This is a genomic window from Sphingomonas larreae, assembly GCF_051400595.1.
In the GTDB taxonomy this organism is placed as follows: Bacteria; Pseudomonadota; Alphaproteobacteria; order Sphingomonadales; family Sphingomonadaceae; genus Sphingomonas.
Genome location: NZ_JBLFFI010000003.1, coordinates 464,675 through 490,586, shown reverse-complemented (window position 1 = coordinate 490,586; position 25,912 = coordinate 464,675). Strand labels below are relative to the sequence as shown.

The window sequence follows — 25,912 nt, the reverse complement described above, 5'->3', positions numbered from 1 at the left end:
CCAGCCATCGATTGTTAATAGTATGCGTTTAGGGGAGGAATTCATCTAAAAACGACTGTCATGCGGAGCCTGCATGTTCTTCACCTCTCACGCCCGATCGGCCGTCTGTATGGCCGCGCTTACAGTCGCCGCTTTGCCTGTCGCTGCTTCGGCACAGGCAAAGGACCCATTCGCGGGTTGCCGTGGCTCCGCTTGGTCAAGCATTGCGCCGGCGACGATCGGCTCCTTCGTCTTCTCTCCCTCGGCGCCGGCACGTCCCTATGCGATCAGCCAGGTGTCACCGAGCGTCTGGCGTTTCGAGTCGCGCGCGCATGACGGCAACAGTGCCGGCGCCGGAACCGATCGCACCGAGATGGTTGCGCAATATTCGCGCTCGACGAGCTGCAACACGGTGCCCTGGCGGACCGACATCTGGCAGTCTTTCGCCATGCGCATCAGCGGACAGGTGGCGAAGGACGGCAAGTGGGTGGTTGTCGGTCAGTGGCATGCCGTGCCTGACGCCGACGATACGTCGATGTCGCCCGTCCTTGCGCAAAGCTTCACCGACGGCATCTTCAAGATTTCCACCCGGTCTGACGGAGAGAAGCGTCAGACGGCTGCCAGCACCGGTAATCCCCGCACCGTCTACGAAGATCGCAGCTTCCCGCTCGATACCTGGGTGAACTTCGTTTATCGCATCCGCTTCGATTATGCCGGCCGAGGCATCTTGCAGGTATGGCGCGACGGCAAGTCCATCGTGAACCTTCGTAATGTGGCGGTCGGGTACAACGATGTGCGTGGCCCGCGCTATCAGTTCGGCATCTACCGCGAGAAGGATTCCACCAGCACGCTCGCGGTGGAGTACGCCAATCAGAACATCACCACCACGTCCATGCTGTCGATGGTCGCGCGGCCCGCAGCGATCAGGTGATCAGCCGCGGCCCCTCGTGTCGCTAGCCAGCCAATGATTGTTACCTCGCCGACGTTTACGCCCGTGGAGGTAACAATCAGGCTTGGCAGGCACGTTGGCGGCGTCGCGAGCCGCTTCAGCAGGTCTTGACCGGCTCGGCGACGTTTCGATTAATAGCGAGCACGCAGCGTGAGGCCGTAGCGCGCAGGCTGATTGTAGTTCACCGTCCGCCCCAGATAGGCGGTCACGCCTGCGCCGGAAGGCGCCGCGAGCAGTGCCTGCGAGATGATGTTGCGTTCATTGGTGGCGTTGTTGGCGAAGAGCGAGACGTCGTACCTGCCGCTGTCCAACCGCAGGCCAGCGCGCAGGTTCAAGTTCGACTGGCTGGGCACCTGCGTGTAGATCGATTGCGTGACGCCCGTTCCATACCCGGTGGTGTGAGAGAATTGCGCGTAGCTGTAAAATTCGGTGCCCTGCGCGACCTCCACGTCCCATGACGGCGTCACCGAAAGCGCCCACTTCGGTGAATAGGGCGCACGCTGGCCCTTGGCGTCTATGTTGGCCACGCCGTTGTAGCTGAGCTCGGCGGGTGCTGGAAGCGAGGGCGCGCGCGTATAGACGGCGTCGTTGTAATTACCGTCGAAGGTCAGGCGTAGGCCGTCACCGAAGTTTGCGGCCACGCTCCATTCCACCCCGCGCGCCCTGATATCGCCGACGTTGGTGGCGCCGCGCTGCGGCGTACCGTCGGGCAGCACGAACGAGATCGACGTCTGAAAGCCGTCGAGCTTCTCCTGATAGGCTGCGAGCGACACGGTTAGCTGCCGGTCGAGCAGCGAGGCCTTCACGCCTGCCTCGATGTTGGTGGTGGTCGTGGGCTGGATCGGCGGCGCCGACGGGTTAAGCGAGCGGTTGTTGAGATCCAGCCCGCCGGCCTGGAAGCCGGTCGCGTACGTGACATAGCTGGTGATCTCGGGTGTGATCTTGTACGACAGACTGAACGTGCCTGAGAGATTGTCGTTCGACGTCTCGAGGTTGAGCGGATAGCCGTTCGTCGCTACCGTGGTCGGATAGCCGGGCACGCGATAGACCACGCCGGGATTGCGCTGCACCGCATCGATAGCGTTGTAAAAGGCGAGCAACTGCGCATTGGTGATGTTTGACGGCAGCGCCGTCGGCAGCTGGCTGGTGTCGACGGGACTGGTGCCGTTCTTGCGATCGTAAGTGTAGCGCAGCCCTCCTGTCGCATCGAGCCGCTCCGTGACATGCCACGTCGCTTGTCCGTAAACCGCTGCGGTGCGGTTGCTGACGGTGGTAACCTCGATGATCTGCACGCCGGTCAGCTGCGAACGGAAGGAGAGGGGGATCGGCGTGAAGGCGGTGCCTGCGATGGTATTGTAGGCATTGTACCAGGGGATGACGTCGGCGCCGAACTGGTGGACCACGTAATGATCCTCCAGCTTGGAATAATAAAGGAACACACCCGCCTGCCACTCCAGCTGGCTGCGCCGGTTCGAAGCGAGCCGCACCTCCTGGCTGAACTGGTCGCTGTGGCTGATCGCCATGTTCTGGTAGATGTCGAGCGGTGACGTATCGCTGTCCTGCGGCGGATCGAACGTCCACAATCGCCACGCCGTGATCGAGGTTAGCGTAGCCCAACCGTAATCATAGTCGGCGGTCAGCGAGATACCGGCGTTCTTCGTCTTGGTTCGGTTGTAATTGTTGATGATACTGGTGCGGGGATCGACCGCCGGCACCCAGTTCTGCACACCGCCGAAGTCATTTAGCCGCGCCAGCGCGGTGAACGCGTTCGATACGCGCGCGCGCTGTGCCGCGGTGGTGTTGATCCCCCAATCGCCGGGGCCGAACAACTCGACGATGCCGCCACCCGAGCTGAAGCCGGCGGAGCTGTCGTTCTCGACATTGAGATCGCCCGCCAGGTTGAGCGTCAGATCGCCCGCGTTAAGCAGGAACTGCTGGCGCACGCCCCAGCGCTTGGTGCCCGCAGTTGTCGTCTCGTCGGTTGCGGTGGGGGCGGCGATTTGTTGACGGTCAGCCGCCGCCTTGAAAGCGGGGCGGAAGGGCGTCGAAATCCAGCCGTCGGCACGCGTGCCGAACGCCACCGTGCGAAAGGCGAGATTATCGGTGATCGGTCCGGTGACGATCGCCTTGGCCTGCGCGAAGTCATAGCGGCCGTAAGTCAGCTCCAGCGTCTGGCCGGGCGTGAAGCTCGGCTTGTTGAAGGTGATGTTCAGGGCCCCGGCCGCGGCATTGCGACCGAACAACGTGCCTTGTGGCCCGCGAAGCACTTCGAAGCTCTGCACGTCGACCAGGTCCTGCAGCACCTGACCAGGACGCGCCTGGTATACGCCGTCGAAATAGACGCCGATCGCATTGTCCAGCCCGTCGGCCGCGGTCGGCGCATAGCCGATGCCGCGGATCGTTACCGAGAAGTTGCGCGGGTTCCCGCCCGTAGAATTGAGGCCAGGCGTTTGGTCGATCAGGCTCTGCAGGTCGATCGTACCCTTCCGCTCCAGCGTCTCGCCACTGATGGCCTGCACCGAGATCGGAACGTCACGGATGTTCTCCGCCCGCCGACGCGCGGTGACCACGACCTCGCCGTCGCGTGCTGCAGGCGGTGCGTTCGGTTCCATCAGCGCCAATTCGACGCCTTGCGCCGGCAGGCCGGCGGACCGCCGGTCCTGCGCCCGAGCCCGCGCGGGTGCGAGCGTCGAAGCGGTCGCCAGCAGGGCGCAGACAAGAACGCGTTGATCCACTCTCATCGATTCCCCCTCTTGCCGATCTAATCCCGATCGGCTTAGCAGGCGTTGTTAGCGATTTGATTCCCGATCGATAAAGTAGGGATTGTTGGTGTGAGCCGAAGTTTTTCTGCATCGCAGCGCTCGGGCTGCCGCTGCACACGTCGATAGACGTCGCGGGAGGGTAGATGATTATGCGAGTCAAGGTGATAGGCGGCCCTGCGCGCATCCGATCGGAAGAGACCGCCGGTCGCCGGCGCCGCCGTCCAATCGAGAATTTGACAGTGCGACTGCGCGTCTCGCGTGCGCAGCTCGGTCTCGCTTTCCCGCTTGCCCGAGACGTCGTGCCGGTTCCCGGCACGCGCCGCATCGGCCACCTCGGGCAGGATTGGGATGCAGGCGATCGCAGGTTCGATAACGCGACGATGGAGGACGCCGGGGCCGCCTTTCCGCTCCGCGGTTTCATCGGTGAACGTCCTTGCTCCGAGCGGCTGGAGCCAACTTCCGCGGATTCGGTGGCCGCCTGATGGCACGGGCCGCCACTCGCTGGCCGAGGGGATCGGCCGCGCTCGCCGTCTTCGTGGCGGTGTCGATCGCGCTATTGGTGATCCTCGCGCCCGCCCGTGAAGCGGCACAGGCCGCGGCGGGCCTCTCGCTCGCCGCGCCGCTGCCGCGGCATGTGCCGCCGGGGGTCGTGCTGCGCGTCGGCGATCCCGTCACGCGCTGGGTGTTCGAGCACAACGGCTGGGAAAAGGAGCTGCCGTTCCGTATCGAATGGGCCGAGATCACCGGTGGCCCCGACGTGACCGAGGCGTTTCACGCCGGCGTGCTCGACGTCGGGTTTGGCGCCAGCGTGCCGCCGATCCATGCGGTATGGACGGGCATACCGGTGCGCATCATCGCCTTTCGTGAATATGCGGAGCGGTCGGGGCGGCAGGCCTATGTCTTCGGCATCGCGCCGGGAGCAAGGATAAGCACGATCGCCGACCTGCGCGGCAAGCGCATCGCCTTCAGTCCCAGCCAGGTGCAGGCACAGGTCGTCATCGAGACCCTGAAAGCTGCGAGCATTGACCGCGATCAGGTGACCTTGGTCGAACTGCCGTCGAGCATCGGCGGGGACGTCTATTCGAATGCGCTCGCCTCTGGCGCAGTCGATGCCGCACCGATCCGCAACGATCTGGTTGCGCAGCGCTACATTCGCGACCACGGAGCCCGCGGCGCGCGGCTGCTCCAGCATCCGCCGTTCCGCGATGATGGCGGCAACGTGTACGTCCCCGAGGCCGCGCTTGCCGATCCCGGAAAGGCGGCGGCGCTGCGCCTGTTCGCCGAATATTGGGGTCGCGGTCAGGCGTGGGTCAACGCGCACCCTGAGGAGCTGGCCCGCGGCTATTACGCCGGCAAGCGCGGGTTGCCGCTCGACGACGCGCGCGTGCTCGCAAACTACATCGCCGGTGTCGCGGTACCGCGCCGCTGGGACGGCGCCATCGCCTATGAGCAGGCCGCGGTCGACACACTCGGCCCGGAGACCGGCCGCCCGCGCCTCGATGCGGCGACGCTGTTCGACCGCCGCTTCGAATCGATCGCGGGCGACGCCGCAGCAAGCGACAGGAGAGAGCCGTCATGAATGCTTTTTCGTACGGACTCAGCGTCGCGGCGGCGGAGGAGCTGCCGCCGGTCGCTCCGGCGAGCGCCCCGACGAGCGCCCCGACGAGCGCTTTGTCGTCGCTGAAGGCGCGCGCCCCCCGTCAGCGGCTGAGCCCGGGCACACCGGCGCGTTATGGCATTCTGCTCGGCCCCGGTCTGTTGCTGCTCTACTGGTCGGTGCTGTCGGCGACGGGCTGGCTCGATCCGCGCATCCTGCCCGCCCCCTGGACCGCGATCACGACGGGAGCGGACCTGATCCGCGACGGCCGCCTTCAGGAGCATCTCGCCGTCTCCGCGGGCCGCGCGATGACGGGGCTGGGCTTCGGCGTCGCGATCGGGACCGTGCTGGCGCTGCTGTCGGGCCTGTCGCTGCTCGGCGGCTACGTCATCGACGGGTTGGTACAGATCAAGCGCGGCGTGCCGATCCTGGCGCTGATCCCGTTCATGATCCTGTGGCTCGGCATCGGCGAGACGATGAAGGTCACGCTGATCGCCACCGCGGTCTTCGTCCCCGTCTACATCAACACGCACAATGCGCTGCGCGCGATCGACATCCGCCATGTCGAGCTCGCCGAAACGGTGCGGCTGACGCGTTGGCAGTTTCTGCGCCACGTCGTCGTGCCGGGATCGCTTCCCGGCTTCCTCACCGGCCTGCGCTTCGGCGTCACCTCGTCCTGGCTCGCCCTGGTGGTGGTGGAGCAGCTCAACGCAACCAGCGGCATCGGCTATATGGTCACGCTCGCACGCAATTATGCGCAGACCGATGTCATGCTCGTCGGCCTGGTGGTCTATGCCTTGCTCGGCTTCGGCTCGGATACGCTGGTGCGTCAGCTCGAGCGCCGCCTGCTCGGCTGGCGCCGGACGCTCGGTCGATGAGTGCCCGGCAAGAGTCGCGCGGCGTTCAGGTCCGCTCCCTCACGCGCTCGTTCACCGAAAAAGGCGTGCTAAACGGGATCGACCTCGACATCGCGCCGGGCGAGTTCGTGGCGCTGCTCGGGCGCAGCGGATCGGGCAAGAGCACATTGCTGCGCGCACTCGCGGAGATCGACCACGAGGCCGAAGGCTCTGGCGAGATCCGTCTGCCTGAGCGGCTGTCGGTGATCTTCCAGGACGCGCGGCTGCTGCCGTGGACGCGCGTGCTCGAGAACGTGCTGCTGGGTGTCTCGGGTCAGCGCGCGCGGGCAGGGGAGGTGCTCGCCGAGGTCGGCCTTGCCGGGCGCGAGCGCGCCTGGCCGCACGAGCTGTCGGGCGGCGAGCAGCAGCGCGTGGCACTGGCGCGCGCGCTGGTGCGCCAGCCCGAGCTTCTCTTGGCGGATGAGCCGTTCGGTGCGCTCGACGCACTCACGCGGGTGCAGATGCATGCGCTGCTGCGCCGACTGGTCGATGCGCATCGCCCCGCGGTGCTGCTGGTCACCCACGACATCGATGAGGCGATCCTGCTCGCCGACCGGATCGTACTGCTTGATCAGGGGCGGCTCGCAGCCGACCTGCCGGTCGCGCTTCCCGACGCCGGCCTTGCTCGTCGCGTGCGCATGGCCGAGCTGCGCACGTTCCTCCGCAACCTGCTGGGCGTCGACGACGTGATCGATGATCTTGAGGACACGGCGCCAGCGCCCGCTTCCGAGGTGCATCATGGCTGAGGCGACGACCCTGGCGTTCCGCGCCGACGCCGTCGCCGATCGGCGCGATGGGCGGCTGTACGATCGCTACCGGACACCGCTCGACCTTCCGATCGCGTGGAACGAAACGCTCGACACGATCATGGCGCACCGCTCGGTGCGCGCGTACCGCTCCGCTCCGGTGCCTGCGGGCGTGATCGAGCTCGCGGTCGCGGCCGCACAATCGGCGCCGACCTCCTCGAACCTTCAGCCGTGGAGCGTCATCGCGGTCGAGGATCCCGCGCGCAAGGCGCGGCTGGCGGCGCTCGCGGGCAACCAGAAGCAAATTCTTCAGGCTCCCTTGTTCCTGCTGTGGATCGTCGACCACCAGCGGCTGACGCGCATCGGCGACCGGCTCGGCACCCCCGCCGACGGGCTGCACTTCCTCGAGAGCTTCCTGCTCGGCGCGGTCGACACCTCCCTGGCGGCGCAGAATGCGGTTGTCGCACTCGAGGCGATCGGGCTGGGAAGCTGCTATATCGGCGGCATCCGCAACAAGCCCGTCGAGGTCGCAGCGGAGCTCGCGCTGCCACCGCGATCCTTCGCGCTGTTCGGCCTCACCGTCGGCTATCCCGATCCCGCCGCGCCGGCCTCGGTCAAGCCGCGACTGCCGCAGGAGGCGGTGCTGTTCCGAGAGCATTATGGCGCGAGCGACCGCCCCGACGCGATCGCCGCCTATGACGCGCGGCTGCGCGGTTTCCAGCGCGAGCAGACACTGCCCGAGCGCGACTGGAGCGAGCAGGCGAGCCAACGCGTACGCGGTGCCGGGTCGCTCGCCGGCCGCGACGCGCTGCGCGACGTGCTCCACCGCCTCGGCTTCCGCCTCGACTGATCCCACCACGTTTGACGGAGACTCCCATGACGAACTCCTCCGAATTTCTCTGGTACATCCCCAACCAGGTCGAGGGCGGCCATCGCGGCGACGTGAGCAACGCGGACCCATCGGGGCTCGAGACGCTGACCACGCACGCGCGCGCGCTCGAGGAGCATGGTTGGCAGGGCGCGCTGATCGGCACCGGTTGGGGGCGGCCCGACACCTTTACCGTCGCCGCGGCGCTCGCCGCGCGCACGACCACGTTCGAGCCGCTCATCGCGATCCGCCCCGGCTATTGGCGCCCGGCCAATTTCGCCTCCGCGGCGGCGACGCTCGACGAGCTGAGTGGCGGGCGCGTGCGCGTCAACATCGTCTCGGGCCAGGACAATCTTGCCGCCTACGGCGACAGCGAGGGCGATCAGGCGCATCGCTACGGCCGCACCAAGAGCTTCATGCGGCTCGTGCGCCGGCTATGGACCGAGACCGACGTGAGCTTCGAGAGCGAGCATTTCCACGTCGCGAACTCCACCGTTGTCCCGCGCATCACGCCGCGCGGCGAACGCCGCCACCCGCGGCTCTACTTTGGCGGCGCCTCCGCGGCCGCCGAGCGCGTCGCGGCGACCGAGGCGGACGTCCAGCTTTTCTGGGGCGAACCGCTCGCCGACGTGGCCGAGCGGATCGCGCGGCTGAAGCGCCTCAGCCGCGAGCTCGACCGCGACCTGCCGCCGCTCGAGTTCGGGCTGCGCATCACCACGCTGGTGCGCGACACCACCGAACAGGCCTGGGCCGATGCCGAGGCGAAGGTGGACGACATGGCCGCGCGCCAGGGCAAGATCGACCAGCACCGCGCCTTCAACGCGGTCGGGCAGCAGCGTCTGCTCGATCTCCACGCCCGCGGCGAGGTACTCGACGACAACCTCTACACCGCTCCTGGCCGTTACGGCGCGGGCGGGGCGGGCACGACATGGCTGGTCGGCTCGGCCGCGGACGTCGCGGCGTCGCTGCGCAAGTATCGCGACCTGGGGATCAACAGCTTCATCCTTTCCGACACGCCTTACCTGGCCGAGATCCGGCGCCAGGGCGACCAGCTGCTCCCGCTGCTGCGCGACGTCGTCGCGGAGCCGGCCCTTGCCGCCCATCAGGCCGCGTGACCGGCGCATCGGTGGCGCATGAAGAGGTGGTGGCGGGCGGCGGTCTGCTTCACCGTCGTGCCTTGCTGGCCGCGGGCGCGGCTTCGGCGGGCGCGCTGCTGAGCGGCGCGGCCGGTTTCGACGCGCGCGCGCCCGCATGGATGCTGACGCCGGGTGCGCCGCTCTCGCTCGGCGGCAGGGGCGACGGGCTCGCGCGGATCGTCCCCGGTCTTCCCTTCGCCGGCAGCGGCTCGTCGCGCACGCCGCTCGATCTGCTGACAGGGACGATCACACCGTCTTCGCTGCATTTCGAGCGTCATCATAACGGCGTGCCCGCGATCGATGCCGATAAGCACGAGCTGCTCGTGCACGGTCTCGTTCGCCAGCCCCTGCTGTTTCGCTACGAGGACCTGCTGCGCTACCCGTTCCACACGCGAACCCTGTTTATCGAATGTTCGGGCAACAGCGCCACCATCGCCGCGCCCGAGCCGGAACAGGCGAGCGCCGGCCGGATCAACGGGCTGCTCTCCTGCGCAGAATGGAGCGGCGTGCTGCTGTCGACCCTGCTCGACGAGGCAGGCGTGGATCCCTCCGCCCGCTGGGTGCAGGCCGAGGGCGCCGACGCCGCGGCGCCGACGCGCAGCATCCCGCTCTCGTTGCGCAACGAAGCCATGATCGCCTTGCGTCAGAACGGCGAGGCGCTGCGCCCCGAGCAGGGCTATCCGATGCGGCTGTTGCTGCCCGGGGTGGAGGGTAATGCCTCGGTCAAGTGGCTGCGCCGGCTCCGCCTGCTCGCCGCACCCGCCTTCTCGCGCGACGAGACGGCCAAATATACCGACCTGCGCGCCGACGGAACGGCCGATGCCTTCTCGCTTCGCATGGGCGTCAAGTCGATCATCCTGCGCCCGTCGTTCGGCCACGATCTGCAGGCGCCGGGCGTCACCACGATCAGCGGGCTCGCCTGGTCGGGGCGAGGGCGCGTGCGCGGCGTGGCGGTGTCGGCGGACGGCGGCAGGAGCTGGGCCGATGCCACGCTTGATGGGCCCGCGCTGCCGCAGGCGCTCACCGCGTGGCGCATCCCGTGGCGCTGGAGCGGCGCGCCGGCGACGCTGATGAGCCGTGCCACCGACGAGACCGGTGCGGTTCAGCCGACACGCACCGCCTGGCTCACGCACTACGCGCCGGGCCAGCGCTATCACGGCAACGCCGTCCAGAGCTGGGCCGTCGATCCCAGCGGCGGGATCACGCATGTCTATGCGTGAGCCCGCGCTGCTGCTCGCCGCGCTGTCGATCATCGCCGGGTGCAGCCGCGGCGACGATGCCGCGGGCGCAACCCCGCACCTCGGTCGGCCCGCGCCGGCCGAGGTCGTGCGCCGCCTTGACATCTCCGTCCTCTCCGATGGCACCGGTCTGCCGCCGGGCGCGGGCACGGTGGCGAACGGGCGCGTCACCTTCGCCGCCAAGTGCGTCGCGTGCCACGGCGAGGCGGGTACCGGCGGACCCGCGGGTCGGCTGACCGGCGGCATCGGCACGCTTGCCTCGCCCAAGCCGATCCGTTCGGTGACCAGCTACTGGCCATATGCGCCGACGCTGTTCGACTATATTCGCCGTGCGATGCCGCTCACCGCGCCGCAATCGCTGACCAACGACGAAGTGTACGGGCTTACCGCCTACCTGCTCTCGCTCGACGGCATCGTTCCCGCCGACACCCGAATGGATGCCGCGGCGTTGTCACGCGTGACGATGCCGAACCGCAACGGCTTCGTCAGCCTCGAAGCGCGCGACTTCGACGGCAATATCGACCGCGTGACCCGCCAAGAGGAGAAATGACTGTGAAGACTGCGATCGTGACCGGAGCCACGTCCGGTATCGGCGAGGCCACCGCGCGCGCGCTGGTGGGTGCGGGCTGGCAGGTGATCGCCACCGGCCGCCGCGCCGACCGGCTCGAGCGGCTGGCTGCCGAGCATGACGGGCGTATCCACACCGCCGTGTTCGACGTCACCGATCAGACCGCGCTCGACGCGGCGCTCGAGGCGCTGCCCGAAAGCTTTCGCGGCATCGACCTTCTGGTCAACAACGCCGGCCTCGCACTCGGCACGGCGCCGGCGCAGCGCGCCGACCTCGAGCAGTGGCGCACGATGATCGACACCAACGTCACCGCGCTCGTCACGGTCACGCATCGGCTCCTCCCACGCCTGATCGAGCGGCGCGGCGGCATCGTCAACATCGCGTCGGTCGCCGGCACCTATCCCTATTCCGGCGGCAACGTATATGGCGGCACCAAGGCGTTTGTGCAGCAGTTCACGCTTAACCTGCGCTCCGATCTCCACGGTACCGGCGTCCGCGTCAGCGCGATCGATCCCGGCATGGTCGAAACCGAGTTCACGCTTGTCCGCACCGGCGGCGATCAAGCCGCCTCCGACACGCTTTACGGCGGGGCAGATCCGATGACCGCGGAGGACATCGCCGCCACGGTGCTGTGGATCGCGACGCTGCCGCCGCATCTCAACATCAACCGCCTCGAGCTGATGCCGGTCAGCCAATCCTTCGCGGGTTTCCAGGTGGCGCGCGCCTGATTCTCGCTGTTCCAGAGAAAGAAGCACCATGCCTGTCGATTATCGCTATCTCGGACGCTCCGGCATCAAGGTGCCGCAGCTCACGCTCGGTACCATGATGTTCGGCGGGCAGACCGACGAGGCCACCTCGCACCGCATCATCGCCAAGGCGCGCGAGCAGGGGATCAACTTCATCGACACCGCAGACGTGTACAACGGCGGCCAGTCCGAGGTGGTGGTCGGCAGCGGCATCAAGGCCGACCGCGACGACTGGATCGTCGCGACCAAATTCTCCAACCCGATGGCTGCCGGCCCGAACGGCAGCGGACAATCGCGCAAATGGATCGTGCGCGCGGTCGAGGACAGCCTGCGCCGGCTCGGTACGGACTATATCGACCTGATCTACTTTCACCGCGCCGTGTTCGACGCGCCGCTCGGCGAGGCGGTGCGCGCGATCGGCGACCTGATCCGCGCGGGGAAGCTGCGCTATTTCGGCGTGTCGAACTTCCGCGCCTGGAGGATCGCCGAAGTGTCGCACCTTGCCGACCAGCTCGGGATCGACCGGCCGATCGCGAGTCAGCCGCTCTACAACATCGTCAATCGCGTGGCGGAGGTGGAGCAACTGCCGGCGGCCGCCTTTTACGGCCTCGGCAATGTCAGTTACAGCCCGCTCGCGCGCGGCGTGCTCACGGGCAAATACGACCCGAACAGCGCACCATCCGCCGATACCCGCGCAGGTCGCGGCGACAAACGCATTCTGGAAACCGAGTGGCGCCCCGAGTCGGTCGCGCTCGCCGCTCGTATCGCCGAGCACGCCCGCGCGCGGGGTATCACGCCCACCGCCTTCGCGATCGCCTGGGTGCTCAACAACCGGCTTGTTACCAGCGCCATCACCGGTCCGCGCACCGAAGCGCACTGGGACAGCTACATCGACGCGCTCGACGTACAGTTCTCAGCCGAGGACGAGGCGCTGATCGACGGGCTCGTCACGACCGGCCACGCCTCCACCCACGGCTTCAACGATCCGGGCCACCCGGTCGAGGGCCGCATTCCGGCGACCAGATAGCCGCACGAGGGCACCAGGAGCGTCAAGCGTGAACGATCATGTGTAGTGCCGGACGTAGCCCCGAGCGGACGTATTGGTGAAGATAGCGGAAGCACCTGACGCGCAGTTTAGGCTTAGGGCGGCGTTAGCGATTGTCTGTCATGCCTGCGGGACACGTGAAGGCAGCGACGGGCGACAAACATGATCCGCTGGTTCCAAGGCGACGCACCGATCAGGACGAAGTTCCTGACGCTGTTTTATCTCTATATCGCGCTGGGTGCCGTGCCGGTCGCCACCACCGCTGCTGCCGCGGTCAGTCCGGACCAGGGCGCCGTTCTCACCTGGGTGGCGATGGTGGCGCTCTTGCTGATCGGCGCGCTGACGCTAGGCGCGCGCAAGCTGATCTGCGACCCCTATGTCTCAACGGTGGTGCGGATGGAGGGCCTCGCCCAAGGCGACTATACGACGCCGATCGACTATGCCGACTTCAAGGACTGCGTCGGTCGGATGGCACGCGCGATGGCCATCTTCCGGCGCAACGGCGAAGCGCTGGCGGCCGCGTCCGGGAGCCAGATCCAGGTTGTCGAGGCGCTCGGTGAGGGGCTGGAGCGCCTCGCCGCGAATGATCTGAGCCATCGGATCGATGCGCCTTTTGCGTCCGATTACGAGCAGTTACGGACCGACTTCAATCGCGCGATGGGGGCGGTGGAAGCGACGCTGGCGCTGGTCGCCGGGACGAGCGCCGGCATCAACGATGGCGCCGCCGATATCAGGCAGGCGTCGGACGACCTCTCGATGCGGATCGAGCAGCAGGCCGCCAGCCTTGAGGAGACCGCCGCCGCGATGGTGCAGATCACCACGACGGTACGCGACACCGCGGAAGGCGCGGTCCAAGCCGACGCGGCGGCGAGCCAGGCGCGCGACGAGGCACAGCGATCGAGCGGCGTGGTGGGGCGCGCCATTCAGGCGATGAGCGGAATCGAACGCGCTTCCGCGGAAATCGGCGACATCATCAGCGTGATCGACGGAATCGCTTTTCAGACCAACTTGCTCGCCCTCAATGCCGGCGTCGAGGCGGCGCGCGCAGGCGAGGCGGGCAAGGGCTTTGCGGTGGTGGCCAGCGAGGTACGCGCGCTCGCGCTGCGCTCCGCGGAGGCGGCGAAGGACGTCAAGACCAAGATCGATGCCTCGGGCGAGCAGGTCGAGTCTGGGGTGCGCTTGGTGAGCGAAACGGGCGAGGCGCTGGAGCGTATCCTCGCGCGTGTCGCCGAGGTGAGCTCGCGCGTGGCCAGGATTGCGTCGTCGGCGAAGCAGCAGTCGGTCGGTCTTGAGCAGGTCAACACCGCCGTGTCCGAGATGGACAGCGTCACGCAGCGCAATGCCGCAATGGTGGAACAGGCGACGGCCGCCGCCCGCGACCTTGCCGGTGAGGCGTCCCATCTGGCCGCACATGTCGCCCGCTTCCGACTCAGCGGCGCTGTGCAAGCGGCGCCGGAGGTTCATCGCCGCAACGCTGCCTGACGGCTTGAGCCGGAACTGTCGCCGCCGAAACTTCTGGCGCTAAGCCCCTAAGTTTTCGGCAGACAATTGCTTTGGCCGGTCAACCGGGGTTAATCCGGCCACGGTTTTGAGGGGGAAACTGCATGGCGACGACGGAACGCCTCGGCTTTCGTGCCGCAGCTGCTTGGCTTTCCGAGATCGTGGGACCAGACGCTGCCTTCGTGCGGCTGGGGATGGTCTATACCGTCGCGATCAGCTTGCTGTCGCTGGCGACGCCGATCTCCGTCCAGCTGCTGATCAACAGCGTCGCCAATACAGCGATGCCGGCGCCTTTATGGGCGCTCTCCGGCGTGCTGCTGGTGCTGCTGCTGATGGTGGCTGGGCTCAGCGCCATGCGCGTCTGGGTGATGGCTGCCTTCGAACGCCGCGTGTTCGCGCGCGTGGTCGCGGAGGTGACAGTGCGCGCGGTTCACGCGCAGAACCCGTTTTTTGCCGACGCCAACCGCGGCGACCTGTTCAATCGCTATTTTGATCTCGTCGTGGTGCAGAAATCGGTGCCCAGCCTCGTCATCGGCGCCTTCACCATCGTGCTTCAAGCCGTCGTGGGGCTGACGATCACCAGCTTCTACCATCCCTTCTTCCTCGCCTTCAACGCGGTGCTGGTGCTGGCGGTGCTGCTGGTGTGGCTGGTATGGCAGCGCGGTGCGATCACCTCGGCGGTGAGACTGAGCCACGCCAAGCATGATGCGGCGCGCTGGCTCGAGAGCGTCGGTGGCTCCAACGGCTTCTACAAGTCCGCCCGCCACCTCGACTTCGCGATGGACCGGTCGGAGGCCGTCACCGCCACCTATGTCGGCGCGCACCGCCGCTACTTCCGCTACAGTTTCGCGCAGACGGTGGCGTTCCTGCTCATCTACGCGGTGGCGGGCGCGGCGCTTCTGCTACTCGGCGGCAACCTGATCCTGCGCGGGCAATTGTCGCTGGGGCAGTTGGTCGCCGCCGAGCTGATCCTGTCCGGCGTGTTCTACGGCGTGTCGCAGCTGGGCTGGTATCTCGACACCTTCTACGATCTGGCGGCGAGCGCGGAGGAATTGTCGCTCCTGTTCGCCATCCCGCAGGAGCGGCTGGTGCGCGGCGAACAGGGGCTGCAAGACGGCGGGCTCACCATGACCGACGTGGTGCTGGACGGCGCGCGCTTCGACCTGACCCTGGCTCCGGGCGAGCAGGTGGTCGCGATCGCCGAGCCCGGCGTCGAGCAGCGGCTCGCCCTGCTGCTGAAACGTCACGTCCTGCCGGATCGCGGGCTTATCCGCATCGGCGGCGCCGATCTCGGCGATCTCGACATGTATCATCTCCGCTCCGACGTGCTGGTGATCGACCAGCCGACGATCGTCACCGTCACCGTGCGCGAGTATCTGCGGCTCGCGTCCGGCGAGAACGCCGGGCGCGACGCGATGGCAGCACTCGCCGCGGTAGGGCTCGAGCGCCGCATCGCGACACTGCCGCACGGGCTGGACACGTTGCTCGCGTCGTCGGGCTATCCACTGAGTGTGGGCGAGACGATCGCCCTCAAACTCGCCAACGCGCTGCTGGTCGGCCCGCGCCTGCTGCTGCTCGGCCAGTTGGTCGATCTGATCGCACCACAGCGGCTCGCCGCGGTGCTCGGCAAACTGCGGGCACGGGGCACCACGGTGCTGCTCTGCACCGGGCGGCCCGAAGACCTGCAACTCGACGGCTGGATGTATCTCGGGACGGAGACGCAACGACGCTGCGACAGTCTCGTGACGTTGCGCGCCGCGGCCGAGCGGGAGGATAATCATGTCGTCACGGCCTGAGCATCTCGCGCATTTTCACACGCTCGCGGCGATCCGGCCGCCGCGCGTGGGCGTGGCGCTCGCGTGGCTGGTCGTGATCGGTATCGCCGCGGCTGCCGCGCTGCTGCTCTTTGTGCCCTGGTTGCAGACGGCGCAAGGCCGCGGGCAGGTGGTCGCGCTCGATCCGAGCGACCGCGCGCTCGGCGTCACCGCGCTCGTCCCAGGCCGCGTCGAGCGCTGGTACGTGACCGACGGCCAGCACGTAAACCGCGGCGACATGATCGCGCGCGTCGTCGACCTCGATCCCAACCTGCTGTCCCGCCTGGCGGCGGAGCGCGCGCAGGTGGAGGCCGAGATCGCCGCGGTGCGTCAAGCGCAGGCGGTCGCCGGGATCGACGTGGGCCGCACCCGCCAGCTGCTGGCCGAGGGGCTGGCGGCGCGGCGCGACTATGAGCAGGCGCAGATCAAGGTGGCCGACGCCGCCGCGAAGCTCGCCGAGTCACGCGCCAAGCTCAACCGGATCGACGTGCAGCTGAACCGCCAGTCGGCGCAGCTGGTGCGCGCGCCGCGCGACGGTCGCGTGCAGAACATCAACGCCGCGGCGAGCGGCGCGCTGGTCTCCGCAGGCACTGTGCTGCTGGTGATCGCACCGGAGCGGGTCGAGCGCGCGGTGGAGCTGTTGATCGACGGCCGCGACGTGCCCCTGATCCGTCCGGGCCGGCCGGTGCGGCTGGAGTTCGAGGGCTGGCCGGCGATCCAGTTCAGCGGCTGGCCCTCGATCGCCTACGGCTTCTTCGACGGGCGCGTTCGCACCATCGATGCGACCGCGAACGAAGAGGGTCTGTTCCGGGTGCTGGTGGAGCCCGCTCCGGGCAAGCCTGCCTGGCCGAACCGCCGTTTCGTCCGGCTCGGCGGCAAGGTGCAAGGCTGGGTGCAGGGTGAGACGGTGTCGGTCGGCTATGAGCTGTGGCGCCAGCTCAACGACTTCCCGCTCGAGTTCGGCCAGGCTGCGGCCAAGGGCGCGAAGGCCGCCGAGGACGAGGACAAGGTGGCGGCCAAGGCGGGCAAGCCGAAATGACGCAGCGGCGCCTGCTATCCCTCGCCGCGCTCGGCGCGCTGTTGCTTGCGCCGCGGCTTCCCGCCGCACCCGCTCCGGTGCGCGCACCGCAAGCGGCACCGGCGTCTCCTGCCGCAAGCGCTCCGACCGCGGCGCCGCTGACGCTCGACGAGGTGCTCCGCGCGTCGGCCCGCGCCGCACCGCAGATTGTCGAGGCGCTCGCACGCGAACGGGTCGCGGCCGGTCGTGCGCTGACCGCTGACGGCGCGTTCGACACGGTGTTCGAGGTAGACGCGCGATCGCGGACGCTCGGCTATTATGACGGCAGCGTGGTCGCGGGCCGCGCCACGCGCCCCTTCACCGATAATGGCGGTTACGTCTACGGCGGCTATCGTGTCAGCCGCGGCAGCTTTCCGATCTACGAGGACGAGAATTACACCAACCGGCTAGGCGAGCTGAAGGTGGGCGCGCTGTACTCGCTGCTGCGCGATCGCCTCGTCGACGACCGCCGCACGCGCCGCACACTGGCCGCGAGTGACGTCGACATCGCGCGCTTCGAGCGCGAGGCGGTCGCGATCGGCGTGCAGCGGCGCGCGGTGGATGCCTATCAGAACTGGGTCGCCGTCGGCCTGCGCCTCACCGCCTATCGCGACCTGCTTGCCCTTTCAGAGAGCCGCCGTGTCGGTTTGAGCCGGCAGGTTCAGCTCGGCGCACGACCCGAAATCCTCCTTGCCGAGAATGATCAGAACCTGGTGCGCCGCCGCGCCCTGGCGGTGCGCGCCGAAGCGGATTTCGCCGCGGCCGCCAACACGCTGTCGCTCTATTATCGCGATGCCGCGGGGCTCCCGCTGCTGGTCGGCGCCGAGCGGCTGCCGTCTGGCCGCGACGTGCTCGCGGGCGTGTCGTCAACCGCCGTCGCCGACGTGACGCAACGCCGCCCCGACCTCCAGGCGCTGCTCGCCCGGGTTGATCAGGGGGCGGCGAAGCTGGCGCTGGCGCAGAACGAGCTGCGCCCCCGGTTGGACCTGCGTGGCGAGCTGGGAAAGGACGTCGGGCCGGAGGGCTTGGGCGGCCGCTCGCGCACGCCGCTGGAGAGCGCGGTGGGGGTGCGCTTCGCGTTGCCGCTGCAAAATCGTGCCGCGCGCGGGCGCGTCGCCGAGGCGCGCGCCGAGATCGACGCGCTTGAGGCGCGCGGTCGCTTCTTGCGCGACCAGATCGCGATCGAGGTCAAGGGGATCGTCATCGGCGTTAGCGCCGCCGAACAACTCGCGCGCATTGCCGAGCAGGAACGCGAGCTGGCGGAACGGCTCGCGGCGGCAGAACGACGGCGTTTCGAGCTTGGCTCGAGTGACTTTTTTCTGGTCAATCAGCGCGAGGAGACCGCCACCGACGCGCGCATCCGGCTGGTCGATGCGCAGGTGCGCATTGCTGCCGCGCGGGCCGAACTCGCCGCCGCCACTGCCGATCGCGCGGCGCTAGGCCTCACTCCCTGAGCGGCGAACACGTCGCTCGATCGGCAGCGACATGTAGCGGAACGAAGGTGACTTCCGCACGAATTTGTAAGCGATCGCCGGTGGCAACATGCCGCTAACGGGCGCGCACGCCTGTCGATCGGGATATTAAAGACGCTGTCGCGCTATACATCGGGCGACAAAATCGCGGCATTCGCCGCGATGATGCTCGCGACTTCATCATAGACCAATCTCGCCCGTGTGCTGATGGTCTCGGTGGCATGCGCGATCAGCCATAGCGGCTCGACCAGGCGCACTTGGGACTCGATCTCCGTCAGGCCGTCACCCAGGAAGCAGGGCAGCATACCGACGCCGATGCCGGCCTCGATCGCGGCGCGCTGCCCGGCAAGGCTGTTGATCAGGATATCCGGTTCACGACCGAAATGCTGTCGAAGCCAGCGCCGCGCGGGTAGATCGTAGGCGCTGCTCCACCCGATCAAACGGGGGCGGTCACGATCTCTAACGGTCGCGGATGCCGCGTAGAGCGCGTGAGCCATGCGGCCAGCCTTCCGGATCGTCAGCGCGCCCTTTTCCGGGCGCACGAGCCGAAGGGCAATATCGGCTTCTTCTTTCGCGATCCCGATGGTGTCGACGCCGGTTACCAGGTCCAGCCTCAGGGCCGGGTAGCGATCCAGCAACGGGCGTAGTGCTGGCACGAGGAGGTTCGTGGCCAACGTCTCCGGTGCAGCCATTCGCACCACGCCCGCCACGTCGCCGCCCCTCGCCGCAACATTCTCGCGAAGGCGGTGCATCGTCTGTTCGACGTCTTCCGCGTCGCCGAGCATGGCGCGGCCATCGTCGGTCAATCGGTACCCGCTGTGATGGCGGACGAACAACGGAACGCCGAGACGCTTCCAGCGCCGCGATGCGGCGGCCGGCAGTTTGCGGGCTGATGCCCAGATCGCGAGCGGCGCTGCTAAGCCCGCCGCCTCGCGCGACGGCCATGAAGCATCGAAGATCGTCCCAGTCCACAACCTTCCATAACCGGAAAACCCACCTCCATCATCGTCCATTCCTGGGCGACGTCCGCTCCATCATCTTGTGACCGAGGAGACGCTACATGACGGATGATCGGTATGCGCGTGGCATCGCGCGGCTGGCGGAAATCGACGGTGCAGCCGGCGATGCGGTGATCGCGGGCCTGGCCGAGCTGGCCCCGGACCTAGGGCGCTACATCATCGAATTTGGGTTCGGCGATGTTTATAGCCGGCCTGGGTTAGACCTGCGGACACGCGAGTTGGCGACCGTCGCCGCCCTCACGGTCATGGGCAATGCTCGACCGCAATTGGAAGTGCATCTGACCGCAGCCCTCAATGTCGGTGCGACCAGGGCCGAGATCGTCGAAATCATCATCCAAATGGCCCTGTACGCGGGCTTTCCAGCCTCGCTCAACGCGATCGCGGCTCTGCGTTCAGTCATAGAGGCGCGCCATGACTGAAGCGCTATCGATCGTGGAGCGGTACCTCGCGGCCTTCGGTGCAGGGGATGCCGAAGCAACGCTGGCATGTGTCGATCGCGAAGCGATCTGGCGCGTGGATGGCGACCCGATCGTCGACTCCCTCCTCTCATCTATTCGAACCAGTCCAACACCGGGTGGATTATCGCTACTGCGACACGCTTGCAGCTAAGCGGCTGGGCTAGTATCCGGTGCCGAAAGGGGGACCGATATGAAGCTCGTACTCGGCGCTGTTGCGGCAACCGTCATCTGGGTTACCGGCGCAAGCGCGCAGGAAGCACGGGATGGTGGCGAATCATCGAATAGCGGCGAGGACATCGTCGTGTCGGCCGCGCGCACCACTCTGCCTGCCAGCGCCTTGCCGCTGACCGTGGATGTGATCGATCGCGAGACCCTGTCGCGTCAGGTCACCGTGTCGGGATCGGTGGTCGATGCAGTCTCTGCGCTGCTGCCAGCCTTCTCGCCGACGCGGGAGAAGATCACGGGCGTCGGCGAAACGCTGCGGGGGCGCTCACCGCTCTACGCGATCAACGGTATTCCGCAGACCACGCCGATCCGTGACGGTGCACGCGACGGCTATACCATCGATCCCTTCTTCATCGACCGTGTCGAGGTCATCTACGGCTCCAACGCGCTGCAGGGGATCGGGGCGACGGGCGGGGTGGTGAATCAGGTCACGGTCCGCGCGCCCAAGGAGGAGGGTTGGAGCGGGCGCACGCTTGTCCAGGGCAACGCCGGTGACGATTTCTCTGGTGCTTCGCTGGGCGGCAAGGTGGCCGGTCTCGTCAATCTTCGCAGCGGACGGTTGGACGCCACGGCGGGCGTCGCCTTCGAACGCCGGGGAGTGTTCCTCGACGGACGCGGAAGGCGCGTCGGCTATGACGGCAATCAGAGCGAGATACAGGACACCGATACGCTGTCCTTCTTCGGTCGTGTCGGCGTCGACCTGTCCGATACCGCCCGCTTCGAAGTCATCGCCAACCGCTTCCGGCTGCAGGGCAACAACCATTACGTGCCGGTGGACGGCAGCCGCGTGGGCGGCCTCCCCGCAACGACCCGGCGCGGCGAAACGCCGGGACAGCCCTCTACCGGCGTTGCGCAGATGGTGTCAGCATCGCTGACGGACGGCGACCTGGCGGGCGGGGCATTCGCGTTGCAGGGTTTCTACAACCGTACCAGCGACACGTTCGCGGGCGGCATCCTCGCCACGTTCCAGGATGCGCGCATCGCGCCGGTCGGCGCGCTGTTCGACCAGTCACGCAACATCTCGCGCAAGCTGGGTGGAAAGGTAAGCTACGAGCGCGCCGTTCCGGGTCTCGAGGCGCTGACACTCACCGCGGGCTTCGACGTGCTGTTCGACCGCACCGCACAGACATTGGTGCAGACGGGTCGAACCTGGGTGCCGCAGACCGATTTTCGCAGCCTCGCTCCGTTCGGTCAGACCAACCTTAAGCTGTTTGACGGCATCGTCCGTCTCGCGGGTGGGGTGCGATACGAGAACGTTCAGCTCGACGTGCCCGATTATACGACATTGGCGACGTCCGGCTCCCGCTTCGTCATTGGCGGCAAGCCGGCGTTCGAGCGAGCGCTGTGGAACGGCGGCGTGGTGCTTGAGCCGATGAAGGGTATTCGCGCTTATGGCAGCTATGCGGAAGGATATACGATCGCCGACATCGGCCGGGTGCTGCGCGCGATCAGCCAGCCAGACGTGCGGATCGACGATTTTCTGGATCTGACGCCCGTCATCTCCAACAACCGCGAAGTGGGCGTCGAGGTGACGCAAGGGCCGCTCGTGGCCAGCGCCACTTATTACTGGTCATCGAGCGACGCGGGTCAGGTGCTGGTCCGCAATGACGACGGCATCTTCAACGTTAACCGTCAACCGGTCGATATCGAAGGGCTGGAACTCAACCTCGATGTGCGCATGCCTTTGCCCGGTCTGCGGATCGGAACCGGCTACAGCCATGTCACCGGTCGAACGGACACCAACGCCGACGGCACGCTCGACGCCGACCTCGACGGGGCCAACGTCTCGCCCGATCGTCTGAACCTCAACCTCGATTACAGCAGCGGCCGTTTCAGCGCGCGTGCGCAGGGACGGTGGTATCTGTCGCGCCGCTTCGAGGGGCAGCCGATTGCCAATGATTTCGTCGGCTATCGTCTGTTCGACGCCTATGTCGCCTACGAGCTGCCAGTCGGCCGGGTCATGCTGAGCGTCCAGAATCTGGGAAACACCGATTACGTCACTTACTATAGCGATACGCAGGGCCCTACCGACAATGCTCGCTTCTACACCGGGCGGGGCCGCAATGTTACGCTGAGCTGGCAAGCTGGATTCTGATGCGCACGCTGTCACTGCTTCATCGCTGGGTCGGTGCGATCGGTGGCGTGTTGCTGGCGGTGCTCGGGCTCACGGGCACGCTGCTTGTATGGCGAAACGATCTGACGTTCGTGGCCCACGCCGGCGATCCCGTCCATGCCGATTCCGCGGCACTGGCGCGGATCGCGGCTGCGCTGGCGAACGGTCCACAGCCGATCGATCGCATCACCTTTGCCGGTGACGGTCTGGGCGTCCATCAGGTCGTCTTCGCGGACGGCAGCGGTGCGTATCTGAGCCAGGCTGGTGAGACGGTCGCACGCTGGTCCTCTCCGTGGCAGCGGCCGGAGCTGTGGCTGTTCGACTTACACCACCGGCTCTTGATCGGCGACGTAGGCGAAGCCGTCACGGGGGTGGCCGGACTGGTCGGGCTGCTGTTCGTGGCCACGGGGATCATCCTGTGGTGGCGAACGCGCAAGCGCTTTCGCCTTCGGCTGTGGCCCGCGACGATGAAGCCGGGCGCCATCGTCCATCACCATCGCGACCTGGGGATCGTGACCTCCCCGCTGCTGATCACGTCGCTGATCACGGGAACGCTGATGGTCTTCCCGGCGCTGGGTGGCCCGCTCCTTTCAGAAGCTCGTCCACAACCGCCGAAGCTTGCCCCAGTCCCAACAGGCAGCGCTCACCCTGACCCGACGCCTTTGTTCGTCAAGGCCGCCAGCATGTTTCCGGATGCCGAAGCACGCCGGCTGCAATGGCCGCGCAAGGCAGGCGCGCCCTTGGTGCTGCGACTTCGCCAATCGTTCGAATGGACGCCGAACGGGCGCACATTCGTCTATGCCGATCCGTCCACGCTGGCGATCATCGGCCGCGCCGATCCGGCGGCGGGCGGCGCTGCAGCAGCCATCCGGGAGAAGCTCTATCCCGTCCATGCCGCGAAGAGCGGCGGCTTGCCGTGGAAGCTGGCGATGAGCATGTCCGGCATCGCACTCGCGCTGCTCGGCAGCCTAGCGGTTTACGGGTTCTGGCGCACGCAGTGGAGCATCGGCCAGGCGAAGCGCAGGAAACAGCAACTTCGCTGACCCTTCGTCGGCCTGCTGCATACCTGTCATCATCATGCGTCGCTTGTCACGATTTGCGGACGTCATCATCCACGAGTTTTCGACAAAGAATGTGCGATGTCATCATCGTGACTCCGCACGGCGCCGACGCCGCGCAAACGGGGGCGGGCGCCACCGTCAGCAGGCGACGAGCGCGCCAGCGAGCCGGGCCAGTCGGATGTGCCGCACGTGATTACCTTAACGATCTGAAAAGCATGATCCGGCTACCCCGGTGCGGAGTAACCATTATCCGGATCGACTGCCGTGTTCCCCTCGCTGATCTCTCGCGTCACGGCCCTGGGCGGCGTCATCGCCATCGCGCTGGCCTGCCTTGTCGCGCTGCTGTTGCAAACATCGATGGAGACGCGCGAGAGCGTCGCCTGGGTGACCCACTCGCAGCAGGCAATTGTCTGCCTCGACGAAGCTGTGTCCGAGCTGCGCGAGGCCGAGTCGGGCCAGCGCGGCTTCCTGCTGACCCGCGACGAGCGCTTCGCCGACACGGTCGACCAGCGGCTCGCCGACGCGGCGCGTCAGTTCAATCGGCTCGAGCGGCTCACCAGCGACAATGTGCTCCAGCACGAACGCGCGGTGGCGCTGCGCGAGGCGGTCGCCCGGCGTGTCGCCGTGCTACGTGCACCGCTGGCGCTTGGGCGACGCGGAGACTTCGTCGCGGCGGCCCGCATGGTCGCGGACGGGCAGGGGCGCGAGCTGATGGCGGAGGTCGACCGGCGCGCGGGCGTGCTGCTCCAGCGCGAGCGCGACTTGCTTGCGCAGCGAGCGGCGGAGGCTGCAACGCGGCTCGCCGCGACGAAGCGCGCTGCGATCATCGGCGGTCCGATCATCGCCGCATTGCTTGCTCTGCTGGTGGCTACGGTTGCGTTCGGAGTGCGCCGCCCGCTCCGCCGCGTGCTCACCGCGATGGAGGCGCTGGGCGCCGGCCACGGTGACGAGCGGCTAGAGACGCGCACGGGCTCGCTCGAGTTTGACCGGCTTGCCGCCGGGTACAACCGAATGGCCGAGCGGCTCGACGAGGTGCTGGGAGAGCAGCGCGCCACCGACGCGCGGCTTCAGGCGGCCAATGCCGACCTGCTCGCCCAGCGCGGTGCGCTCGAGACGCGCGGGCACGTGATCGCGCGGCTGGGCGACATGGCGCACCGGCTGCAGGCGGCGCGCACCGACGCCGAGCTCGCCCAGATCATCGACTGCTTCGTGCCGCAGGTGTTGCCTGGCGTCGCCGGCGCGCTCTATGCGCATAACAATTCGCGCAACCTGCTCGTCCGGCTCGCCGGCTGGGGCGCGGGCGGAGCGCTGCCCGAGAGCTTCGGTCCGGACGAATGCTGGGCGCTGCGGCTCGGCCAGAGCCATGTCATCCTCGGCGACGGCGGCGAGGTCGCCTGCCGTCACGCAGCGGCAGAGGCGGGCGCCTATCGCTGCGAGCCGCTGCTCGCCGGCGGTGAGGTGATCGGTCTGTTGTTCCTCCAGGGCGTGATAGGCGTCGAGGAGGCGTTCCGGCTCACCGCGCTCGGCGAGAACATCGCCTCTGCGCTCGTCAACCATCGCCTGCAACGCGACCTGAAGGAACAGACCGTTCGCGACGCACTGACGGGGCTGAACAACCGGCGCTACATGGAGGAGGCGCTCAAACTCGAGATCGCACGCGCCGCGCGCGCCGGCACGCCGCTCGCCTTCGTCATGTGCGACGTCGATCACTTCAAGAGCTTCAATGACGAGTTCGGCCACGACGCGGGCGACACCGTGTTGCAGCTGGTCGGTGCGGCGATGCGCGACCATTTCCGCGACGGTGACGTTGCTTGCCGATACGGCGGCGAGGAGTTCGCGATCATCGCGCCGGGTGCGTCCGCCGCGGCCTTGCTGCCGCGGATCGAGCGGCTGCGCGCGGCGCTTTCCGAGCTGCGCGCGCGGCAGGGCTCGCGCGCGCTCGGCACGATCAGCCTGTCGTTCGGCGTGAGCGAATGGAGCGCCGAGCTGGGGCGCGACAACGCACCACTGATCGCCAGCGCTGACGCCGCGCTGTATCGCGCCAAGCGCCAAGGCCGAGACCGCGCCATCATTGCGGAGCGTCTTGCCGCGTGACGATGTTTCGCTGAGTAACGTCGCGAGACGAGGGTGCATCAACAAGGTCCGCACCGTCCGCCAGCGACACCAAAGCCAGGCGAGTTGCGCGTGGTCGTCCTAAACGACTCGAGCGGCCGTCCCATCTTGAGAATCTATCTCAGCTGTCATGAGCAAAACGCCGAGCTAAGTAGCTCATGTGTCTACCGATTTCCGCTATGTTGCCGCACGTCGGCCGTCCTCCGATGGTAAGGAGCAATGGGGTCTTTACTTGCCTGACGAGGGGCGGTGGGTCGACATCGTCTTTCGATCGAGGCAAGAGGCCGAGCGTCTGATCGATGAGATGCGCCGGTAGCGGCGGCCCAAGCCGATCCGGCCCGAGCACCTCTCGTTCCACCCATCGGTTCCGAGCTTGTCGGCGGGCCGACCCTGCCAGGTGAAATTCTGGCACGCCGCTGCCGCGCGACGCGGACGGTCGCGTGACGGTTAGCGACGCGCGCCACCGCTGCTTGATCACGACCGCGCCGAAGTGCTGAGCCGCCTGCTTGTGAACTTGATGGTTGACGCTTCGGCGTGCCGCTGCCGGAAGC

The 25,912-nt window shown here is 67.4% G+C and carries 21 protein-coding genes; 19 read left to right on the top strand and 2 right to left on the bottom strand.

All coding sequences use genetic code 11. The features are described from left to right. Nucleotides 1–73 precede the first annotated feature (73 nt). On the top strand, nucleotides 74–910 hold the full coding sequence (locus tag ACMGDM_RS13865) for a heparin lyase I family protein (protein WP_436804694.1): 837 nt from the start codon (nucleotides 74–76) through the stop codon (nucleotides 908–910). A 149-nt stretch (nucleotides 911–1,059) separates the two neighbouring features. On the opposite strand, the gene ACMGDM_RS13860 is transcribed toward ACMGDM_RS13865, so the two are convergent. Then, nucleotides 1,060–3,669, bottom strand: coding sequence for a TonB-dependent receptor (locus tag ACMGDM_RS13860; protein WP_436804693.1), 2,610 nt, complete (start codon nucleotides 3,667–3,669; stop codon nucleotides 1,060–1,062). A 164-nt stretch (nucleotides 3,670–3,833) separates the two neighbouring features. Here ACMGDM_RS13860 and ACMGDM_RS13855 point away from each other — a divergent pair, with 164 nt between their 5' ends. The 14 genes from ACMGDM_RS13855 (at nucleotide 3,834) to ACMGDM_RS13790 (ending at nucleotide 18,355) form a co-directional block, all read left to right on the top strand. Continuing rightward, complete coding sequence (locus tag ACMGDM_RS13855; RefSeq protein WP_436804692.1) at nucleotides 3,834–4,172, top strand: hypothetical protein; 339 nt, start codon at nucleotides 3,834–3,836, stop codon at nucleotides 4,170–4,172. Then, entirely contained in the window at nucleotides 4,172–5,269 is a 1,098-nt protein-coding gene (locus tag ACMGDM_RS13850) for an ABC transporter substrate-binding protein (protein ID WP_436804691.1), read from the top strand. Before ACMGDM_RS13855 ends, ACMGDM_RS13850 begins: the two co-directional genes overlap by 1 nt. After that, nucleotides 5,266–6,165 (top strand): ABC transporter permease, encoded by a 900-nt coding sequence (locus tag ACMGDM_RS13845; protein WP_436804690.1) that lies wholly within the window; start codon nucleotides 5,266–5,268, stop codon nucleotides 6,163–6,165. The genes ACMGDM_RS13850 and ACMGDM_RS13845 overlap by 4 nt, the downstream gene beginning before the upstream one ends. A gap of 65 nt (nucleotides 6,166–6,230) precedes the next feature. After that, on the top strand, nucleotides 6,231–6,929 hold the full coding sequence (locus ACMGDM_RS13840; protein WP_436804689.1) for an ABC transporter ATP-binding protein: 699 nt from the start codon (nucleotides 6,231–6,233) through the stop codon (nucleotides 6,927–6,929). Further along, on the top strand, nucleotides 6,922–7,779 hold the full coding sequence (locus tag ACMGDM_RS13835) for an NADPH-dependent oxidoreductase (RefSeq protein WP_436804688.1): 858 nt from the start codon (nucleotides 6,922–6,924) through the stop codon (nucleotides 7,777–7,779). The genes ACMGDM_RS13840 and ACMGDM_RS13835 overlap by 8 nt, the downstream gene beginning before the upstream one ends. A gap of 26 nt (nucleotides 7,780–7,805) precedes the next feature. Continuing rightward, entirely contained in the window at nucleotides 7,806–8,912 is a 1,107-nt protein-coding gene (locus tag ACMGDM_RS13830) for an LLM class flavin-dependent oxidoreductase (protein WP_436804687.1), read from the top strand. Beyond that, nucleotides 8,909–10,153, top strand: a complete 1,245-nt coding sequence (soxC, locus tag ACMGDM_RS13825; RefSeq protein ID WP_436804686.1) for a sulfite dehydrogenase — start codon at nucleotides 8,909–8,911, stop codon at nucleotides 10,151–10,153. The genes ACMGDM_RS13830 and soxC overlap by 4 nt, the downstream gene beginning before the upstream one ends. Then, nucleotides 10,140–10,721, top strand: coding sequence for a c-type cytochrome (locus ACMGDM_RS13820; RefSeq protein ID WP_436804685.1), 582 nt, complete (start codon nucleotides 10,140–10,142; stop codon nucleotides 10,719–10,721). The genes soxC and ACMGDM_RS13820 overlap by 14 nt, the downstream gene beginning before the upstream one ends. After that, nucleotides 10,718–11,467 carry an SDR family NAD(P)-dependent oxidoreductase gene (locus ACMGDM_RS13815; RefSeq protein WP_436804684.1) on the top strand — a complete coding sequence of 250 codons (750 nt, stop codon included), beginning with the start codon at nucleotides 10,718–10,720 and terminating at the stop codon, nucleotides 11,465–11,467. The genes ACMGDM_RS13820 and ACMGDM_RS13815 overlap by 4 nt, the downstream gene beginning before the upstream one ends. Before the next feature lie 28 nt (nucleotides 11,468–11,495). Then, complete coding sequence (locus tag ACMGDM_RS13810; RefSeq protein ID WP_436804683.1) at nucleotides 11,496–12,512, top strand: aldo/keto reductase; 1,017 nt, start codon at nucleotides 11,496–11,498, stop codon at nucleotides 12,510–12,512. Nucleotides 12,513–12,692: 180 nt separating this feature from the next. Continuing rightward, nucleotides 12,693–14,012 carry a methyl-accepting chemotaxis protein gene (locus ACMGDM_RS13805; protein ID WP_436804682.1) on the top strand — a complete coding sequence of 440 codons (1,320 nt, stop codon included), beginning with the start codon at nucleotides 12,693–12,695 and terminating at the stop codon, nucleotides 14,010–14,012. A 122-nt stretch (nucleotides 14,013–14,134) separates the two neighbouring features. After that, nucleotides 14,135–15,826 carry an ABC transporter transmembrane domain-containing protein gene (locus ACMGDM_RS13800; protein ID WP_436804681.1) on the top strand — a complete coding sequence of 564 codons (1,692 nt, stop codon included), beginning with the start codon at nucleotides 14,135–14,137 and terminating at the stop codon, nucleotides 15,824–15,826. Then, a complete protein-coding gene (locus ACMGDM_RS13795; protein WP_436804680.1) occupies nucleotides 15,810–16,883 on the top strand; it encodes an efflux RND transporter periplasmic adaptor subunit in 1,074 nt (357 codons plus the stop codon). Before ACMGDM_RS13800 ends, ACMGDM_RS13795 begins: the two co-directional genes overlap by 17 nt. Beyond that, nucleotides 16,880–18,355, top strand: a complete 1,476-nt coding sequence (locus ACMGDM_RS13790) for a TolC family protein (RefSeq protein ID WP_436804679.1) — start codon at nucleotides 16,880–16,882, stop codon at nucleotides 18,353–18,355. Before ACMGDM_RS13795 ends, ACMGDM_RS13790 begins: the two co-directional genes overlap by 4 nt. A gap of 143 nt (nucleotides 18,356–18,498) precedes the next feature. Here the strand turns inward: ACMGDM_RS13790 and ACMGDM_RS13785 are convergent, their stop codons facing one another. Further along, nucleotides 18,499–19,065, bottom strand: coding sequence for a LysR substrate-binding domain-containing protein (locus ACMGDM_RS13785; RefSeq protein ID WP_436804678.1), 567 nt, complete (start codon nucleotides 19,063–19,065; stop codon nucleotides 18,499–18,501). Between the two features lie 368 nt (nucleotides 19,066–19,433). Between ACMGDM_RS13785 and ACMGDM_RS13780 the strand changes: the two genes are divergently transcribed. The 4 genes from ACMGDM_RS13780 (at nucleotide 19,434) to ACMGDM_RS13765 (ending at nucleotide 25,343) form a co-directional block, all read left to right on the top strand. Next, complete coding sequence (locus tag ACMGDM_RS13780) at nucleotides 19,434–19,811, top strand: carboxymuconolactone decarboxylase family protein (RefSeq protein WP_436804677.1); 378 nt, start codon at nucleotides 19,434–19,436, stop codon at nucleotides 19,809–19,811. A 229-nt stretch (nucleotides 19,812–20,040) separates the two neighbouring features. Continuing rightward, entirely contained in the window at nucleotides 20,041–22,170 is a 2,130-nt protein-coding gene (locus ACMGDM_RS13775) for a TonB-dependent receptor (RefSeq protein WP_436804676.1), read from the top strand. Continuing rightward, a complete protein-coding gene (locus ACMGDM_RS13770; RefSeq protein WP_436804675.1) occupies nucleotides 22,170–23,231 on the top strand; it encodes a PepSY-associated TM helix domain-containing protein in 1,062 nt (353 codons plus the stop codon). The genes ACMGDM_RS13775 and ACMGDM_RS13770 overlap by 1 nt, the downstream gene beginning before the upstream one ends. A 282-nt stretch (nucleotides 23,232–23,513) precedes the next feature. Then, nucleotides 23,514–25,343: a diguanylate cyclase gene (locus ACMGDM_RS13765; protein WP_436804674.1), complete on the top strand. Its 1,830-nt coding sequence runs from the start codon at nucleotides 23,514–23,516 to the stop codon at nucleotides 25,341–25,343. Nucleotides 25,344–25,912: the final 569 nt, after the last annotated feature.

Coding starts and splice junctions, on each gene's coding strand:
- ACMGDM_RS13865 (WP_436804694.1), top strand. CDS start 74: ATGTTCTTCACCTCTCACGCCCGATCGGCCGTCTGTATGGCCGCGCTT.
- ACMGDM_RS13860 (WP_436804693.1), bottom strand. CDS start 3,669: ATGAGAGTGGATCAACGCGTTCTTGTCTGCGCCCTGCTGGCGACCGCT.
- ACMGDM_RS13855 (WP_436804692.1), top strand. CDS start 3,834: ATGATTATGCGAGTCAAGGTGATAGGCGGCCCTGCGCGCATCCGATCG.
- ACMGDM_RS13850 (WP_436804691.1), top strand. CDS start 4,172: ATGGCACGGGCCGCCACTCGCTGGCCGAGGGGATCGGCCGCGCTCGCC.
- ACMGDM_RS13845 (WP_436804690.1), top strand. CDS start 5,266: ATGAATGCTTTTTCGTACGGACTCAGCGTCGCGGCGGCGGAGGAGCTG.
- ACMGDM_RS13835 (WP_436804688.1), top strand. CDS start 6,922: ATGGCTGAGGCGACGACCCTGGCGTTCCGCGCCGACGCCGTCGCCGAT.
- ACMGDM_RS13830 (WP_436804687.1), top strand. CDS start 7,806: ATGACGAACTCCTCCGAATTTCTCTGGTACATCCCCAACCAGGTCGAG.
- ACMGDM_RS13820 (WP_436804685.1), top strand. CDS start 10,140: ATGTCTATGCGTGAGCCCGCGCTGCTGCTCGCCGCGCTGTCGATCATC.
- ACMGDM_RS13815 (WP_436804684.1), top strand. CDS start 10,718: ATGACTGTGAAGACTGCGATCGTGACCGGAGCCACGTCCGGTATCGGC.
- ACMGDM_RS13810 (WP_436804683.1), top strand. CDS start 11,496: ATGCCTGTCGATTATCGCTATCTCGGACGCTCCGGCATCAAGGTGCCG.
- ACMGDM_RS13805 (WP_436804682.1), top strand. CDS start 12,693: ATGATCCGCTGGTTCCAAGGCGACGCACCGATCAGGACGAAGTTCCTG.
- ACMGDM_RS13800 (WP_436804681.1), top strand. CDS start 14,135: ATGGCGACGACGGAACGCCTCGGCTTTCGTGCCGCAGCTGCTTGGCTT.
- ACMGDM_RS13795 (WP_436804680.1), top strand. CDS start 15,810: ATGTCGTCACGGCCTGAGCATCTCGCGCATTTTCACACGCTCGCGGCG.
- ACMGDM_RS13790 (WP_436804679.1), top strand. CDS start 16,880: ATGACGCAGCGGCGCCTGCTATCCCTCGCCGCGCTCGGCGCGCTGTTG.
- ACMGDM_RS13785 (WP_436804678.1), bottom strand. CDS start 19,065: ATGGCTGCACCGGAGACGTTGGCCACGAACCTCCTCGTGCCAGCACTA.
- ACMGDM_RS13780 (WP_436804677.1), top strand. CDS start 19,434: ATGACGGATGATCGGTATGCGCGTGGCATCGCGCGGCTGGCGGAAATC.
- ACMGDM_RS13775 (WP_436804676.1), top strand. CDS start 20,041: ATGAAGCTCGTACTCGGCGCTGTTGCGGCAACCGTCATCTGGGTTACC.
- ACMGDM_RS13770 (WP_436804675.1), top strand. CDS start 22,170: ATGCGCACGCTGTCACTGCTTCATCGCTGGGTCGGTGCGATCGGTGGC.